18 protein-coding genes are annotated in these 14,666 nt (G+C 70.5%); 13 read left to right on the top strand and 5 right to left on the bottom strand.

Annotation, left to right across the window (positions count from 1 at the left end; translation table 11 throughout):
- On the bottom strand, positions 1-901 hold a 901-nt coding region (gene mvaD / locus B9G49_RS13510), incomplete at its 3' end, for a phosphomevalonate decarboxylase MvaD (RefSeq protein ID WP_086216723.1).
- A 105-nt stretch (positions 902-1,006) separates the two neighbouring features.
- Between mvaD and B9G49_RS13505 the strand changes: the two genes are divergently transcribed.
- Together B9G49_RS13505 and B9G49_RS13500 are read left to right on the top strand one after the other, a co-directional pair.
- Entirely contained in the window at positions 1,007-1,513 is a 507-nt protein-coding gene (locus tag B9G49_RS13505) for a hypothetical protein (RefSeq protein WP_086216722.1), read from the top strand.
- 82 nt (positions 1,514-1,595) lie between these two features.
- The gene (locus B9G49_RS13500) at positions 1,596-1,931 is read left to right on the top strand and encodes a 2Fe-2S iron-sulfur cluster-binding protein (RefSeq protein WP_049929421.1); all 336 of its coding nucleotides are present in this window, start codon (positions 1,596-1,598) and stop codon (positions 1,929-1,931) included.
- Positions 1,932-1,952: 21 nt separating this feature from the next.
- Here the strand turns inward: B9G49_RS13500 and B9G49_RS13495 are convergent, their stop codons facing one another.
- Positions 1,953-2,270: an ASCH domain-containing protein gene (locus B9G49_RS13495; RefSeq protein WP_049929422.1), complete on the bottom strand. Its 318-nt coding sequence runs from the start codon at positions 2,268-2,270 to the stop codon at positions 1,953-1,955.
- A gap of 210 nt (positions 2,271-2,480) precedes the next feature.
- On the opposite strand from B9G49_RS13495, the gene pyrB reads away from it, so the two are divergent.
- The 3 genes from pyrB to B9G49_RS13480 all read left to right on the top strand — a co-directional run bounded on the left by pyrB (position 2,481) and on the right by B9G49_RS13480 (position 5,197).
- The gene (pyrB, locus tag B9G49_RS13490; RefSeq protein ID WP_086216721.1) at positions 2,481-3,428 is read left to right on the top strand and encodes an aspartate carbamoyltransferase; all 948 of its coding nucleotides are present in this window, start codon (positions 2,481-2,483) and stop codon (positions 3,426-3,428) included.
- Positions 3,425-3,883, top strand: coding sequence for an aspartate carbamoyltransferase regulatory subunit (gene pyrI / locus B9G49_RS13485; RefSeq protein WP_049929424.1), 459 nt, complete (start codon positions 3,425-3,427; stop codon positions 3,881-3,883). Before pyrB ends, pyrI begins: the two co-directional genes overlap by 4 nt.
- A gap of 453 nt (positions 3,884-4,336) precedes the next feature.
- The gene (locus tag B9G49_RS13480) at positions 4,337-5,197 is read left to right on the top strand and encodes a hypothetical protein (protein WP_086216720.1); all 861 of its coding nucleotides are present in this window, start codon (positions 4,337-4,339) and stop codon (positions 5,195-5,197) included.
- 195 nt (positions 5,198-5,392) lie between these two features.
- Here the strand turns inward: B9G49_RS13480 and B9G49_RS13475 are convergent, their stop codons facing one another.
- The gene (locus B9G49_RS13475; protein ID WP_086216719.1) at positions 5,393-7,045 is read right to left on the bottom strand and encodes an NADH-quinone oxidoreductase subunit D; all 1,653 of its coding nucleotides are present in this window, start codon (positions 7,043-7,045) and stop codon (positions 5,393-5,395) included.
- An 84-nt stretch (positions 7,046-7,129) separates the two neighbouring features.
- Here B9G49_RS13475 and B9G49_RS13470 point away from each other — a divergent pair, with 84 nt between their 5' ends.
- Positions 7,130-7,798, top strand: coding sequence for a helix-turn-helix domain-containing protein (locus tag B9G49_RS13470; RefSeq protein WP_086216718.1), 669 nt, complete (start codon positions 7,130-7,132; stop codon positions 7,796-7,798).
- 199 nt (positions 7,799-7,997) lie between these two features.
- On the opposite strand, the gene B9G49_RS13465 is transcribed toward B9G49_RS13470, so the two are convergent.
- The gene (locus B9G49_RS13465) at positions 7,998-8,741 is read right to left on the bottom strand and encodes a ThuA domain-containing protein (protein WP_049929428.1); all 744 of its coding nucleotides are present in this window, start codon (positions 8,739-8,741) and stop codon (positions 7,998-8,000) included.
- A 110-nt stretch (positions 8,742-8,851) separates the two neighbouring features.
- Between B9G49_RS13465 and B9G49_RS13460 the strand changes: the two genes are divergently transcribed.
- Positions 8,852-9,067 (top strand): hypothetical protein, encoded by a 216-nt coding sequence (locus B9G49_RS13460; protein ID WP_049929429.1) that lies wholly within the window; start codon positions 8,852-8,854, stop codon positions 9,065-9,067.
- A 27-nt stretch (positions 9,068-9,094) separates the two neighbouring features.
- Here the strand turns inward: B9G49_RS13460 and B9G49_RS13455 are convergent, their stop codons facing one another.
- Positions 9,095-9,481 carry a thioredoxin family protein gene (locus B9G49_RS13455; RefSeq protein WP_086216717.1) on the bottom strand — a complete coding sequence of 129 codons (387 nt, stop codon included), beginning with the start codon at positions 9,479-9,481 and terminating at the stop codon, positions 9,095-9,097.
- A 218-nt stretch (positions 9,482-9,699) separates the two neighbouring features.
- Here B9G49_RS13455 and B9G49_RS13450 point away from each other — a divergent pair, with 218 nt between their 5' ends.
- The 6 genes from B9G49_RS13450 to B9G49_RS13425 all read left to right on the top strand — a co-directional run.
- Positions 9,700-10,617 (top strand): PLP-dependent cysteine synthase family protein, encoded by a 918-nt coding sequence (locus B9G49_RS13450; RefSeq protein ID WP_086216716.1) that lies wholly within the window; start codon positions 9,700-9,702, stop codon positions 10,615-10,617.
- A gap of 55 nt (positions 10,618-10,672) precedes the next feature.
- Entirely contained in the window at positions 10,673-11,080 is a 408-nt protein-coding gene (locus tag B9G49_RS13445) for a hypothetical protein (protein ID WP_086216715.1), read from the top strand.
- Positions 11,080-11,652, top strand: coding sequence for an MOSC domain-containing protein (locus B9G49_RS13440; protein ID WP_086216714.1), 573 nt, complete (start codon positions 11,080-11,082; stop codon positions 11,650-11,652). Before B9G49_RS13445 ends, B9G49_RS13440 begins: the two co-directional genes overlap by 1 nt.
- Positions 11,653-11,755: 103 nt before the next feature.
- Positions 11,756-12,868: a DUF3179 domain-containing protein gene (locus tag B9G49_RS13435; protein WP_086216713.1), complete on the top strand. Its 1,113-nt coding sequence runs from the start codon at positions 11,756-11,758 to the stop codon at positions 12,866-12,868.
- On the top strand, positions 12,858-13,493 hold the full coding sequence (locus B9G49_RS13430; RefSeq protein ID WP_086216712.1) for a hypothetical protein: 636 nt from the start codon (positions 12,858-12,860) through the stop codon (positions 13,491-13,493). The genes B9G49_RS13435 and B9G49_RS13430 overlap by 11 nt, the downstream gene beginning before the upstream one ends.
- An 81-nt stretch (positions 13,494-13,574) precedes the next feature.
- The coding region (locus B9G49_RS13425; RefSeq protein ID WP_086216711.1) for an MFS transporter at positions 13,575-14,666 on the top strand (1,092 nt) is incomplete at its 3' end.

Genomic DNA, 14,666 nt, shown 5'->3' with positions numbered 1-14,666 from the left:
CGTCGACGTGGTCCGCGAGCGTGTTCACGTACACCGAGGCCCCGGTGTCGGTCGAGAAGTAGACGGGGACGCCCGACTCGCGGAGTTCGCGCACCGCGTTGAACACGGCGATCGTCTCGGGCTGCCAGTACACCCATCCCGCGGGGCCGGTCATCGTCGTGGCCGTCAGGGACAGCGAGTCGTGCTCCGCCGTCTCGAAGATCCGGTCGAAGTCGCCCGTGCGGAGCGCGTCGGTCATCTCGACTAGCTGGTCTTGGACGTGCGCGGTCCGCGCCTGCATCATGTGGCTCGCGGCGGCCTCGCGGTGGGCCTCCTCCGTCTCCTTGTACGCGGGGACGTGTGCGGCGACGATTCGGAGGTCCTCCTCGGGGTCGAAGCCGTCCTCGCTCACCCCCACGTCGAGCCGGGAGGAGCGACAGTCCTCGTCGTTGAGCCCGGCGTCGAGCCGCGAGTACGCGCCCGTCACCGAGCGGGCGGCAGAGGAGGAGCCGCGGCGGGCGACCGTCGAGACCTCCGGGAGAGACATGTCGAGGCCCGCGGCCTCCACGAGGGCGAGTGCGGCGGCCGCGAAGCCCGACGAGGAGGAGCCGAACCCGATGTTCGACGGGAAGGAGTTCTCGCTCTCCAGTCGGACGGCGGCGTCGACGCCGGCCAGGTCGCGGACGTGGTCGACGACCATGTCGATGCGCTCGGCCGCGCGGCCGTCGACCGCCTCGCCGCCGATGACGTACGCGTCCTCGCTCGCGTCCGGCTGCCACTCGACGGTGGTCGTCGTGGCGGTCGGCGCGGTACAGAGGCTGATGCTGTCGTGGTACGGGAGCCGCAGTTCCTCGTCGCGCATCCCGTGATACTTGACGAGCCCCTGAATCGGGTGGGCTCGCGCGGTGGCCTTGCCGGTCATGTCTCGGGAAGCGTCCGGCGGGGGATTAGTCGTTGCGATAGGTGGGAGGCGGTGCGCGACCGTTGTCGGAACAAGATATTACTGAGATGCGACGCAGGGCCCGACATGGTCCGCCGCGACGCGCTCCTCCGCCGGCCGCGAGCGAAGCCGTACGCCCTCGCCGCCGTCACGGCGGGAGTGGTGTTCCTCGAAGCCGTGACTCGGTCCCGCCAGTACGCGATACGGGAGGGACAGCCGGTGACCGCCCGAACGCCGCTCGACTTCGTGGTCGACGTCGCCGGAACCTACCTCGTGGTGCCGGGGCTTCTGTTCGTCGCGTTCTACGCGCTTATCGCTCCCGGCTCGCGGATTCCACTGACCGGCCGGTCGCTACTCGCGCTCTTCGCGGGCGCGCTCATCGGCGGGCTCGCGGGACAGTACGTCGGAGTCGCTCCCCACTCGCTCAGGACCCTGCTGTGGTCGGGGACCTTCGCGGCCGACCCGCAGATCCTGCGCCTGTGGGTCGACGTGTTCGGATCGATCGGTCGCGACTTCCTCGTCGCCGTCGGCGTGTTAGTCGTGGCGCGGACCGTTCGGGACAGGCGGAACGAGCGCTCGGACGCCGCCGCGTAGCGACCGAGCGCTCGCTTCCGTCCCCGCGCCGGCGACGGGATAGAGGGAACCCTTTTTGACCGGTCGGCGGGTACTCCGCGCCATGACAGAGTACACCGTCGAGTTCGTCGGCACCGACGAGACGATCGAGGTGGCCGACACGGAGACGATCCTCAGCGCCTGCTTCGAGGAGGGGATCGCTCAGGAGTACTCCTGCCGCGTCGGGATGTGTCTCGCCTGCTCCGCCGAGATCGTCGAGGGCGAGGTGACACAGCCCGCGGCTCGCGGCCTCTCCGACGAGGAAGCCGAGCGGTACGCGCTCACCTGTATGGCCCGCCCGCAGTCCGATCTGAAGCTCGACCGCGGGAAGTACCCGCCGAGCATCGAGGACGACGCGGCGACCGCAGCGGGCGACGGCGCGGCCGCGGACGACGACTGAACTACCTCATCATCTCCGGTCCTACTCGGCACGCTCGAACCGGTGTCTGACCACGTCGGCGTCGTCGTCCCACTCGAAGTTCCCGCCGTGGGCGCGGACCATTCGCTCCTTGTACGCCGACAGCGACGGCGACCCCTCGCGCTTCGCGTCCTCGTCGGTCATGTCGCCGAGCGTGCGCTCGGTCACCTCGACCAGTTCGAAGGCGACGCCGTCGATCTCGAAGGTGTCGCCCTCTTCGCCGTATCGGTTCCCGCGGTGGAGCTGCGTCACCTCGCCGTCGAGGGCCGCCTGCTTCACGCGGTCGTTCGGGAGCAGGTCGGCCGGGTCGTTGTCTGCCATGCGATCCGCTTCGGTCCGCGGCGGCTTATGTACGGCGGCGAGGGGTCGGCACGGCGGCGAGTCTTCGACTCTGTCGCGCCGATCCCGGACCGGTTCGGGGCGCGTTGCGGATATCGAAACGGCGACCCGAGCGGGTACGCACGTCCGTGAACACCCGCGCTGCGCCCCGAGCCGAGGGATTCAAGATACTGCCGACACCCATCTCTGACGATGCGACAGGACCACCTCATCACCGCGACCCAGCTCTCGCGGGATGACATCGAGGCCGTACTCGACCGGGCCCGGGCGGTCGCCGACGACCCCGCCGCCTACGCGGACCGGCACGCCGGCCGCGTGCTCGCGCTCTGCTTCTTCGAGCCGAGCACGCGGACCCGGATGAGCTTCGACAGCGCGGCCAAGCGCCTCGGGATGAACACCATCGACATGGGCGACGTCGACTCCTCGTCCGTCTCGAAGGGGGAGTCGCTGTCCGACACCGTCCGCGTCATCGAGGGGTACGCGGACGCCCTCGTCCTCCGCCACCCCAGCGAGGGTGCCGCGACGCTCGCCGGGGAGCGCGTCGACGTGCCGGTCGTCAACGCGGGCGACGGCGCCGGACAACACCCCTCCCAGACGCTCCTCGACCTCCACACGATCCGCGAGGACCACGGGCTCGACGACCTCACGATCGGGGTCATGGGCGACCTGAAGTACGGCCGGACGGTCCACTCGCTTGCGGCCGCGCTGACGGAGTTCGACGCCAACCAGCACTTCATCAGCCCCGAGTCGCTGCGGCTCCCGCGCTCCGTGCGCTTCGACCTCCACGAGACGGGCGCGCAGATCCGCGAACACGACGATCTCGAACCCGTCCTCGACGAGCTCGACGTGCTGTACGTCACCCGGATCCAGAAGGAACGGTTCCCGGACGAGAACGAGTACCACCGCGTCGCGGGCGAGTACCAGATCGATGCCGAGACGCTGGCGGACGCCCCCGACGACCTCACCGTGATGCATCCGCTCCCGCGCGTCGACGAGATCGCGCCCGACGTCGACGAGACCGACCACGCCCGCTACTTCGAGCAGGCGCACAACGGGATCCCGGTGCGGATGGCGCTGCTCGACACCCTGTTGGAGAACGCGAACCCCGACGGCGACGAGGGGACGGAGGTGGGTCGATGAGCGATCACGAGCTGCGCGTCTCGAAGATCCGCGACGGCACCGTTATCGACCACGTCGAGGGGGGCCAGGCGCTGAACGTCCTCGCAATCTTAGGCATCGACGGCTCCGAGGGGTTGGGCGTCTCCGTCGGGATGAACGTCCCCTCCGACCGGCTCGGTCGCAAGGACATCGTGAAGGTCGAGGACCGGGAGCTGTCGCAGTCGGAGGTCGACGTGCTCTCGCTCATCGCGCCCGAGGCGACGATCAACATCGTCCGCGACTTCGAGGTCGTCGAGAAGAACCGGGTCACCCGTCCCGACGGCGTCACCGGCGTGCTCTCCTGTCCGAACCGCAACTGTATCACCAACGCCGGCGAGCCGGTCGAGACGCGGTTCGACGTGGTCGCCGACGGCGTGCGCTGCGACTACTGCGCGACGATCCTGCGGTCCGACATCGCCGATCACATCGACGTCTGAGGCGGCCGGCGCCGCGGGTCGCTCCGCTCGGGGCAGCCTGCTTTCGGTCCGTTCTACTCGGGGCGACCTGTCATGTTCCGACCTATTCGGGGCGACCTGTCATGTTCCGACCTATTCGGGGCGACCTGTCTTGTTCCGACCTATTCGGGGCGACCTGTTCTCGGTCCGGTAGGTTTTACCGCCCACCGTTCCAACTAGCAGGTATGAGCAAGAAAGCCAAGCTCGTCCTCGTCCTGTCGCTCGTCGCGCTCGCGTACTTCCTGTTCGCCGGCGACAAACAGCCGGTCGAAGTGGAGTAACCGCGAGACACCGCGCTCGCGCTCTCCGCTCGACGCCGCGCTCGTCACACCACTCGCCGCACGGCACGCCGAATTAGACTCCGCGTCGACTCGCCTCCCCGATCGACCACCCCGATACCGTCCGCTTTTACCGACCAGTCACGTATGCGACTCCATGTACGGGGTCGTCACGCGCAACGCCGACGAGGTCGCGATGGAGCCGTTCGACCTCGGCTTCTACGAGGTGAAAGACGTCACGGGGCGGGCGGCCGAGCCCCTGCCGGACGCCGTGAACATGGTGTCGTGCTTCGGCGACAACGCGGCCGCGAGCGAGGACGACGACCTCGTCCCGGTCGACGAGCGCGGCGAGCCGGCGACCCGCGACCGCGACTACTTCGACTGGGCGTACATCTGCCCGACACACCCGGAGTACCGCGAGGGACTCTTGGAGATCATCGCGGACTGCGCCGCCGAGAACGAGGACGTGCGCCTCGACGACGTGGGGTTCCCTCGCGAGGGGTTCTGTCACTGCGACCGCTGTGAGCGTCTGTTCGCCGAGAGCGACCGCGAGGAGTTCGCCGACTGGCGCGCGGACGTGATAACCGACTTCGTCGCCGAGGCGGCCGATCTGGTCCCCAGCCGACTCCTGCTGACGCTGTACCCCGACCCGTACCCCGACCACCTCTACGAGCGGGCCGGCCTCGACGTCGACCGCCTCGCCGCCCACGTCGACGAGTTCGTCGTCCCGCTGTACGACACCGAGTACGCGACGACCTACTGGCTGGAGACCATCGCGCGGGGGTTCCGTTCGATGCTCGGCGGCGACTACTCCCTCCACGGCGCGCCGCCGGAGACGCCGTTCTCGCTGGAACTGTACGCGGTCGAGGTCGACGTCGACGACCTGATCCACGCGACCGAGGTCGCCGAGACGTACGCGAAGGACGTGTTCTTCGGCTACGACGCGAACAACGCGGCCGCCGCGGTCCGTCGGAAGGACGCCGACTCGCGCGACGGCGAGGTCCACCGGCCGGAGTGACCGGGCGCGTCGGCCGTCCGCTTGCGACTCCGTGGACGAGGGTTTAAATACGCCCGCGGTCGACTGCTACTCGACCGGCCGCCGGCGCGCGACACAACCGGTCGTCTCGCGTTCGCGCGAGGCGGTCGCCTTTCAACGTCCGCGCCGTAGCGGCGGTCGTCCTACACCGATGAGCCGCCGGCTCGCCGCGCCGCCTCAGCGGTCGACTTCTCCCATGATCGTGTCGAGACTGCCGAGCGCGGCGATCAGGTCCGGTATCGACTCCCCCTCGGCCATCTCCGGCAGCGTCTGGAGGTTCGAGAACGAGGGCCCGCGGATCTTGAACCGGGCGGGCTTGTCGGTGCCGTCGGCGCGGATGTAGATGCCGAGTTCGCCCTTGGCGCCCTCGACGGCCCGGTAGATCTCCGTGTCGTCGGCCGGCCGGATCGTCCGCGGGACGTTCGCCTGAACGGTCCGCTCGTCCTCGGGCCAGTCTTCGAGCAGGTCGACGCACTGCTCGATGATCTTCGCGGACTCCTCGACTTCGCCCATCCGGACGAGCAGGCGACTGTAGTTGTCGCAGCCGTCTTCGGTCACCACATCCCAGTCGAGCTCGTCGTAGTAGCCGTACGGGTCGTCGCGGCGGAGGTCGTAGTCGACCCCCGAGCCGCGGACGACGGGGCCGGTCGCGCCGTAGCTCTTCGCGACCTCCGGCGGGAGGGTTCCCGTGTCCACTGTGCGGAGCTGGAGGATCTCGTTCCGGGTCAGGAGGTCGTGGTACTCCTCGATTCGGCGCGGGAGGCCGTCGAGGTACTCGCGGACGCTCCGCAGGAACTCCTCACGGGGTTCGGGGAGGTCCCACGCGACGCCGCCGAGCCGGAAGTAGTTGAACATCAGCCGCTGGCCCGTCAGGTCCTCGACGATGTCCTGAACCCGCTCGCGCTCCTGTATGGCGTACATGAACGTCGCCGTGAAGTCGCCGATCACGTCGAGCGCGTACGCGCCCATCGCCAGCATGTGCGAGAGGATCCGGCTGAACTCCGCGGCCATGGTGCGGACGACGTGCGCGTACTCTGGCACCTCGATGTCGGCGAGGTTCTCGGCGACCCGGGCGTACGCCCACTCGTTGAGCAGCCCCGCGCCGCCCCAGTCCCAGCGGTCGGGGTACGGCATGATCTGGTGACGGTACGTCCCGGACTGCGCCATCTGCTCCTCGCAGCGGTGGATGTAGCCGATGTCGGGCTCCACGCCGACGACCGTTTCGCCGTCGAGGGTGACCTGGAGGTGTAAGACGCCGTGGGTCGCGGGGTGGTGCGGCCCGATGTTGAGCAGCATGGTGTCGCTGCCGGTCGCGGTCGACGACCCGGGTTCGATCGGCTCGTTCTCGGAGAGGGCGGCGATCTGCGGCTGATCCTTATCGTAGTCCATCGACAGGGGGTGCCCCTGCCACGTCTCGGGGAGCAGGATCCGGCGGAGGTCCGGGTGGTCGTCGTACTCGATCCCGACGAGGTCGTACGCCTCGCGCTCGTGCCAGTCCGCGGTGCGGAACACGGACGCGGCGGACTCCGAGACCGGGTCCTCCTTGTCGGTGGGAACCACGACGCTGAGCTCCCGGGTCGGGTCGTCGTAGGAGCGCAGGTGGTAGATCGACTCGTACCGGTTCTCGTACTCCTGTGCCGTGACGCAGGCGAGGTGGTCGTACCCCGCCTCGTCTCGCAGCGTGGAGAGCGCCTCCTGAACCGCGTCGGGTCGGACCCTCGCCGCGGGGGCGTTCAGGTGGCTCTCACGCCCCGTGATCAGCCCGCGGACGGACGAAAACGCGTCCGCCGTCTCCTCGTCGTCGCGCTCGCGCAGCAGCTCTGTCGACATACCGGAAGAGACGCGAGCGCACGACCCGAGGCTTCTGCCGGCTCAGTACGGATATTTATAAAACCGCCGTCGTCATTGTCCGCCGTGAAGTACCTGCGCCTCGAACTCCGGTACCCGCCGGAACTCATGCATCCGATGCACCGACTGGTCGACGAGTCGGACGCCATCGGTCGGGACGTGCTCCTTCACGGCAGCCTCTTCGACGAGACCGCCGACACCTTCCTGTTCTACGTGGAAGGGGACATCGACGTGTACGTCGACGCGCTGCGGTCAGTCGACCGCATCCGGGAGTTCGAGGTCACCCGGATCGACGGGACGGGCTACTACGTCTTCCTCACGCAACGGCGCGACGCCGTCGACGACGCGATGTTCGGGTCGCTCCGGCGGACCGGCATCGTCGTGGTCCCGCCGATCGACTTCCGTCCGAGCGGCGTCGCGAGGCTGACGATCCTCGGGGATCACGAGCCGCTCCGGGAGGGCCTCGCCGCGCTCCCGGAGCGGATCGAAAGCGAGGTCCTCCGCATCGGCGAGTACGACTGGCGCCAGCACCTCTTCGACCCGGGACTGACCGACCGGCAGTTCGACGCGGTCGCGGCCGCCGTCGAGTGCGGCTACTACGAGTCCCCGCGCGCGGCGTCCGTCTCGGATGTCGCCGAGCGGATCGGCGCCTCGCCGAGCACCGCGTCCGAACACCTCAGGAAAGCCGAATCGGCCATGATGAACGCGTTCATGCGACTGCGCGACGTGGCCTGACAGCGGGTGGCTGACGGCGTTCTCGCCCGACGATGCGCCAGGCCGACGATGCGCCAGGCCGACGATGCGCCAGGCCGACGACGCGTCCGTCCGACGACGCGCCCGTTCGACGACGCGTCCGTCCGACGACGCGCCCGTTCGACGACGCGTCCGTTCGACGACGCGCCCGTTCGACGACGCGCCCGTTCGACGATTCTCCTCAGTGAACGGTCCGGTCGTCGCTCGTGTCGATCTCTTCTCTCGGGTCCGCGTTGCCGAACTCGGGCGTCGGCCCGTCGCCAGGCTCCGCCCAGCCGACCGCGTTCCGGAGCACCCGTCGGACGTCCTCGTCGTAGTAGATCGGGTACGTCTCGTGACCGGGCCGGAAGTAGAACACCCGCCCGTTCCCGCGGCGGTAACAGCAGCCGGAGCGGAACGTCTCGCCGCCCTCGAACCAGGAGGTGAAGACGAGCGTGTCCGGCGCCGGCACGTCGAACCGCTCGCCGTACATCTCCGTCTCGTCGAGTTCGATCGCCTCGCCGATCCCGTCCGCGATCGGGTGGCTCGGCTCGATCGCCCAGAGCCGTTCGCGCTCGGCGGCCTCACGCCACTTCAGCGAGCAGCTGGTCCCCATCAGCCGCCTGAATATCTTCGAGTAGTGGGCGGAGTGGAGGACGAGGAGGCCCATCCCGTCGAGGACGCGCTCGTGGACGCGGTCGACGACCGCGTCGCGCACCTCGTCGTGAGCGGCGTGGCCCCACCAGACGAGCACGTCGGTGTCGTCCAAGACCGCTTCAGTGAGCCCGTGCTCCGGTCCCTCATCGAGGGTCGCGGTGCGGACCTCGTGGCCCCCCTCGCGGAGCGCGTCGGCGACGACGGCGTGGATGCCGTCGGGGTACACCTCGGCGACTGCGTCGCTCTCGCGCTCGTGCCGGTACTCGTTCCAGACCGTGACGCGTGCCATGCTCGGGGTCGACGCCGCACCGACTTGAGCGGTCGGCCTCGCCCTGGCGCGCGGACTCGGCGATAGGCGCCCACCCGAAGGTACTTGCTCCGCGCGCGAGACCACGGAATATGGCTGGTCCCCGACAGTTGTACCGCCGGGCCGACGACTGGGCGCGCGGCCTCTCGCGGCTGCGCTACGCCCTCTTCACCGGCGCCGTGGTGACGGCGTCGGTGCTCGCGGTCGGCGTCGCTCTCGGGGCGTCGACGACGGTTCAGGCGGTCACGATGGGCGTCGTGATGGCCGCGCTCTACTACGCCGGCGACGTGAACGCGGAAGACGGTTGAGTCCGTGTCGCGGCCCCGAACGTCGGCTCAGGCCGTCGCTTCGACGTCCGCGAGCCGGTCCGCGAGGTACTCAGCGATGGAGACGGCCTCCTCCTCGACGAACCGCGCGACCTCCTCGCCCTCGGGCGACTCGACGACGACGGTGGGGATAAGCCCGATCTCGTACGCCTCGACGAGTTCGCCCTCCTTCCCGTCCGGGCCCTTCGTCACCGGGAACGACTCGATGCAGTCGTCCGGGACGCCGGCGGCGGCGAGCGCGGCACCGAACTCGGGGAGCTGTCGCTGGCAGTCGATACACCAGTCGCCGCCCCACACTTTGAACACGTAGTCGTCCGCCGCGAGCGCGTCGAGAACCGAGTCGTCGAACGCGTCCGCGTCGAGGTCGTCCGCGGGCGCGAGCGTTTCGAGAGTCATGGGGATCGATAGATCACAGAGGCACGTAAACGGCGCGTCGGTGGCAAGAGCACATTCGCTTCGGGTCCGTCGACGACACCTCGTCGAGTTCGCAGACACACCTGATTTCTGTCCTCGGCTACAGACCGACTGCTGATACCCCCGAAGCCCCAGCCGCGGGCGACATCGATTGCCGGAGTCCGCGGGGCCTTTGGGTCACGACCGCCTCGGTTCGAGTAATGGACAACGACATCCTGTCGACGCTCGGCTCGCCGCTGGTGCGGGTCGACGCGCCCGCGGGGACGACGGTCGCGGCGAAGGTCGAGTCCCGCAACCCGGGCGGCTCGGCGAAGGACCGCCCCGCGCTGTACATGGTCGAGGCCGCCGAGGAGGCGGGCGAGATCGAGCGGGGCGACCGCATCGTCGAGCCCACGTCGGGCAACACCGGCATCGGCCTCGCGATGGTCGGCGCGGCGCGCGACTACGACGTCACCCTCGTGATGCCCGAAGGGAAATCGATCGAGCGCCGCCGACTCATGCGGGCGTACGGCGCCACCGTCGAGCTCGTCGACGGCGACATCTCCGACGCGAAGGACCGCGCCGACGAGCTGGAGGCGGAGCCGAACACCGTCCAGCTCCGCCAGTTCGAGAACTCCGCCAACCCCCGCGCGCACTACGAGACGACCGGCCCGGAGATACTCGATCAGGTGGGCGACCGCACCGTCGACGCCCTGGTCGCCGGGGTCGGCACCGGCGGGACGATCACCGGGATCGGCCGCCGTCTCCGAGAGGCGTTCCCGGACGTCCGGATCGACGCCGTCGAGCCCGCGGACAACGCCGTCCTCTCGGGCGAGGAGCCGAGCGCCGACGACTTCCAGGGGATGGGGCCGGGCTTCGTCTCGCCGAACCTCGAGGTGGACCTGATCGACGAGGTCCACACGGTCGAACTCGGCGACGCCGAGACCGAGTGCCGCAGGCTCGCTCGCGAGGAGGGGATCCTCGTCGGCCAGTCGTCGGGCGCGTCGAACCTCGCGGCGAAGGTCGTCGCGGCCGAACTGCGCGAGAGCGGCGCGTTCGTCGGCGAGGAACCCCTCGTCGTCACCGTCTTCTGGGACAGCGGCGAGCGGTACTTGACGGCGGGGACCTTCGGCGAGTGACCGCGCCGCGGCGGTCGACCCCGGTGTTGATTAGCGTTCGGCGCCCAGATCGGGCGTGAACACGCGCGCCGAATCGGAGACGGAGCCGCCCGACCGCGACCCGGCCGACGGCGGTCCGACGGGGGGCTCGGACCGCCGCTTCGACGGACCGTGGCTCGCCGCGATAGCGGCGACCGTCGGAGCGTGGACGGTCCTGTACGCGGTCGACTGGGCGCTGCTGACGCCTGCGACCCCGGTTGGACCGGCCGTCGCCTTCGCGCACAGCTACCTGCTCGCGCCGCTGGCGACCGCAACGATCCTGCTCGACGCGCTCTCGCTCGCCGAGCGACGCGTCGCCGACCTGGGCGTCTTCAAGTGGATCTACGCGCTGGCCGCGCTCCCCGCGCCTCCGGTCGCCGCGCTCTACTACGCGCACCGCGAATGGCTGAAGCCGGACGACACGACGCTTCTCGGGGAGCCCTGATGCCGGCCGATCGGCGACCCGAATCGAACGATGCGGACGCGGGCCCCGGCGCGGTCACTGCGCTCGTGACGGCCCCCGAGGGCGGCGCCCCGCCGGTCCGTCGCGAGGCGGTCGAGGTCTGTCCCGACGGCGTGGAGGGGGACCGCTACCGCCGCGGCGACGGCCACTTCCAACTCGACGGCTGCGCGGTCACGCTCGTCGCCGGGGAGGCGCTGACCGCGGTCCGTGAGGCGACCGGCATCGACGTGCGCGACGGCCGTCACCGTCGCAACGTGGTCGTCGAGGGGTTCGGCGCGGAGATGGACTCGCTCCTCGGCGCGACCGTCGCGGTCGGCGACGCGCGCCTCCGGCCGACCCGACGCCGACCCCCGTGCGCACGCGTCGAGGAACTCGCCGGCGAAGACGGGCTAGCGTCGGCGCTCCGGAACCGCGGCGGCCTCTGCTGTGACGTGGTCGAACCGGGGTCCGTCGCCGTCGGCGATCCGGTGACGGTGCGGGAGGCCGACCCGCGGACCGCCGGCGCGGCGATCGCCGACCGGTTGCGGGAGCGATCGTCGAGCGGTCACGAGTAGCGACCCCGCCTCGTCGGGCATCGGACTGCCGCCGGAGATCGGCTGTGCGTGTGAATTACACCCGCGCTGCGGATTTTATACGCTCGAAGCCGGAGACGACGACATGTACCGAACCCGTCGCGCGGCGCTGGCCGGGATCGCGGCGGTCGGCGGGGCGTCCCTCACCGGCTGCCTCGGGGGCCGAGCGACGGACTCCGTCACCGGAGGCGCTGAGGACACGGGTGCCGGAGCTCCCCCGCCGACCGTCGACGCCGGCTATCACCTCGCGTACGAGGCCGACACCCTCGTCTCCGAGTCGCTCGACGGCGGCGTCGGCAAGGATGGGATCCCTTCCGTCGACGACCCCGCGTTTCGGCCGATCGCGGAGGCGGATATGGCTGGCAACGAGCCGGTGTTCGGCGTCGTCCGCGGCGGCGAGGCGAAGGCGTATCCACGTCGCATCCTCTCGCACCACGAGATCGTCAACGACGAGGTCGGCGGCGAGTCGGTCGCGATCACCTACTGCCCGCTCACCGGGACGGCACAGGGGTTCCGTCGCGGCGACACGACGTTCGGCGTGTCGGGCCGGCTCGTGAACTCGAACCTGATCATGTACGACCGCGCCACCGACAGCTGGTGGCCGCAGATGCTCGCCACCGGGGTCGACGGGTCGATGGCCGACGAGACCCTCGACGAGTTCCGCGTCGTGTGGACGACCGCCGGCGAGTGGGCGACGCGACATCCCGACGCTTCCCTCATGACCGAGGAGACCGGCTACGTCCGCCGCTACGACAGCGACCCGTACGGGAGCTACGCGCCGCTGAGCGGGTACTACGTGCGGGACGGGACCAGGTTTCCGCCGCTCGCGTCCCCCGAGGACGGCCACGCGAAGTCCGTCGTCATCGGGGCGCGGACCGCGACGGGCGCGGTCGCCTTCGACAAGACCACGCTGCTCTCGGAGCGAGTGCTGACCGGGACCGTCGGCGAGGGCGGCCCCGCCGTCATCGCCGTCGCCGACCCTGCCCTTTCGACGGGGTACGTCTACCGGAACCCCGACGAGGTCGCGGTCGAACCGGACGGCGACGAGTACCGAGTCGACGGTGAGGGCGGGTTCGAGGCCGCGGACCTGCCGCTCGAACGGCTCCTCGCGTTCGACGCGATGTGGTTCGCCTGGTACGGCTTCTACCCGGACACCGCGTTCGTCGGGGAGCACACGCGAGCGGGCTATGGAGGGTGAGACCGCCGCGCCGGCCGCGTCGCCGCGCGCGTGGCTCGCCGGACTCGTCCGCCGGACGGTGTTCGCCGTCCGCGCCGCCCTCGGTCGGCGCGACGGCCGGGCGACCGCGGGTGCCGTCACCGGCGCCTATCTCGTTGCCTACCACCTCGGACTCGGCCACCTCGGTCTGCGCGCCGGCGCGGTCGAGTCGGCCGGGACGCCGCGGTTCGACCTCGTCGTCGCCGCTGACCCGGTCGCGCTCGCGACCCGGCGCGTCGCGCCCTTCCAGTACGAGCCCGTGGCGCTGCTCTCCGCGGGACCGGTCGAGTACCTCTTCGCTCCCGTCAACGCCGCCCTCGGGCTCGCGCTCGCGGTGCTCGTCGGCGTCACGCTCGCCGTCTCGGTTGTCGTGTGGCGCGGCCCCTCGGCCTGTCGGATCGGCGCCGGCGCGGGGGTCGCCGCGGGCCTTCCGGGGATCCTCTCCGGGGTCGCCTGCTGCGGCCCCGCGTTCCTGGCGGTGATCGGCCTTCAGGCCTCGGCGGGACTGCTCGCCGCGTTCCGGTGGTTCATGCCGGCGTCCGTGGCCGGGCTCCTCCTCACGCTCCTGTGGGTCGGGGGCCGGGTCGACCCGGGGGCCGTGGGCTGACCTCGCCCGACCGGCTCACGGCCTGCTGGAACCGAAAGTGTTGACGGCCGACCGCCCCGATGAGTCGCCCGTGACTGTCGGATGAACTGGCGGTACCGCCACACGGTGTTGACGCTGTGTATGCTGGCGTTCTTCGTGACGTACTTCGCGCGGCTGGCGATCAGTCCAGTCGTCCCCCTCATCATCGACGACTTCGGTGTCTCGAACACGGCGGTCGGGGTGGCGCTCTCGGGGATGTGGTTCGCCTACGGCCTCTCGCAGTTCCCGAGCGGGATCCTCGCAGACCGGTTCGGCGAGCGTCGGGTGATCCTCGTCGCCGTCGGCGGCACGACCGCGATGAGCCTCGCGCTCGCCGTCGTACCGGTCTTCCCCGCGTTCGTGCTGGCGGCGGTGCTCCTCGGGCTCGTGGCGGGGCTCCACTACGCGGTGGCGACCACGCTGCTCTCGCGGACGTTCGACGACCTCGGCACCGCGGTCGGGATCCACTCGCTCGGCGGCCCGCTCGCCGGGCTCGTGGCGCCGGTCGCCGCGACGTGGGTCGGCGTCCGCTACGGCTGGCGGCCCGGGGTCGCGCTGGCCGCGGTCGTCGGGGTTCCCATCTTCCTCCTGTTCGCGCGGCGGGTCCGGCCGACCGAGCCGCGGCGCCCCGACCAGCCGATGGCGGAGCGGCTCCAGGTCGGCCCGCTGCTCGAACTGGTCGGGCGCCGTGAGGTGCTCGTCCCGCTCGTCGTCGCCACGCTCGGCACGTACGTCGCGCAGGGCGTCATCTCTTTCCTGCCGACGTTCCTCGTGGAGCTCCGGGGGTACGACCCCGCGTTCGCCGGCGGCGTCTTCTCGGCGTTCTTCGTCGTCCGCGCCGGCGCGCAGGTCGGGCTCGGCGGGCTCTCTGACCGGCTGGGCCGCGACGCGAGCATCGCCGCGGCCCTCCTCAGCGGCGCGCTCGGCCTCGGAGGGCTGGTGGCGCTCCCCGACCTCGTCCGGCTGCCGGTCCCGGTCGGGCTGCCGGCGCTGCCGACGGTCGGCGGGCTCGGGATCGTCGTGCTGCTCGCCGGGCTCGGGTCGAGCTTCTTCTCCGCCATCGACCCGCGATTCATGGACGCCCTCGGCGACGCGGAACGAGGCGCCGGGCTCGGCCTGATAAGGACCGTCCACCCGGTGCTCGGCTCGGCCGGC

The sequence above is a fragment of the Halorubrum sp. SD683 genome, from assembly GCF_002135045.1.
GTDB classification, from domain to species: Archaea; Halobacteriota; Halobacteria; order Halobacteriales; family Haloferacaceae; genus Halorubrum; species Halorubrum ezzemoulense.
This window is presented reverse-complemented; position numbering and strand designations above follow the sequence as displayed.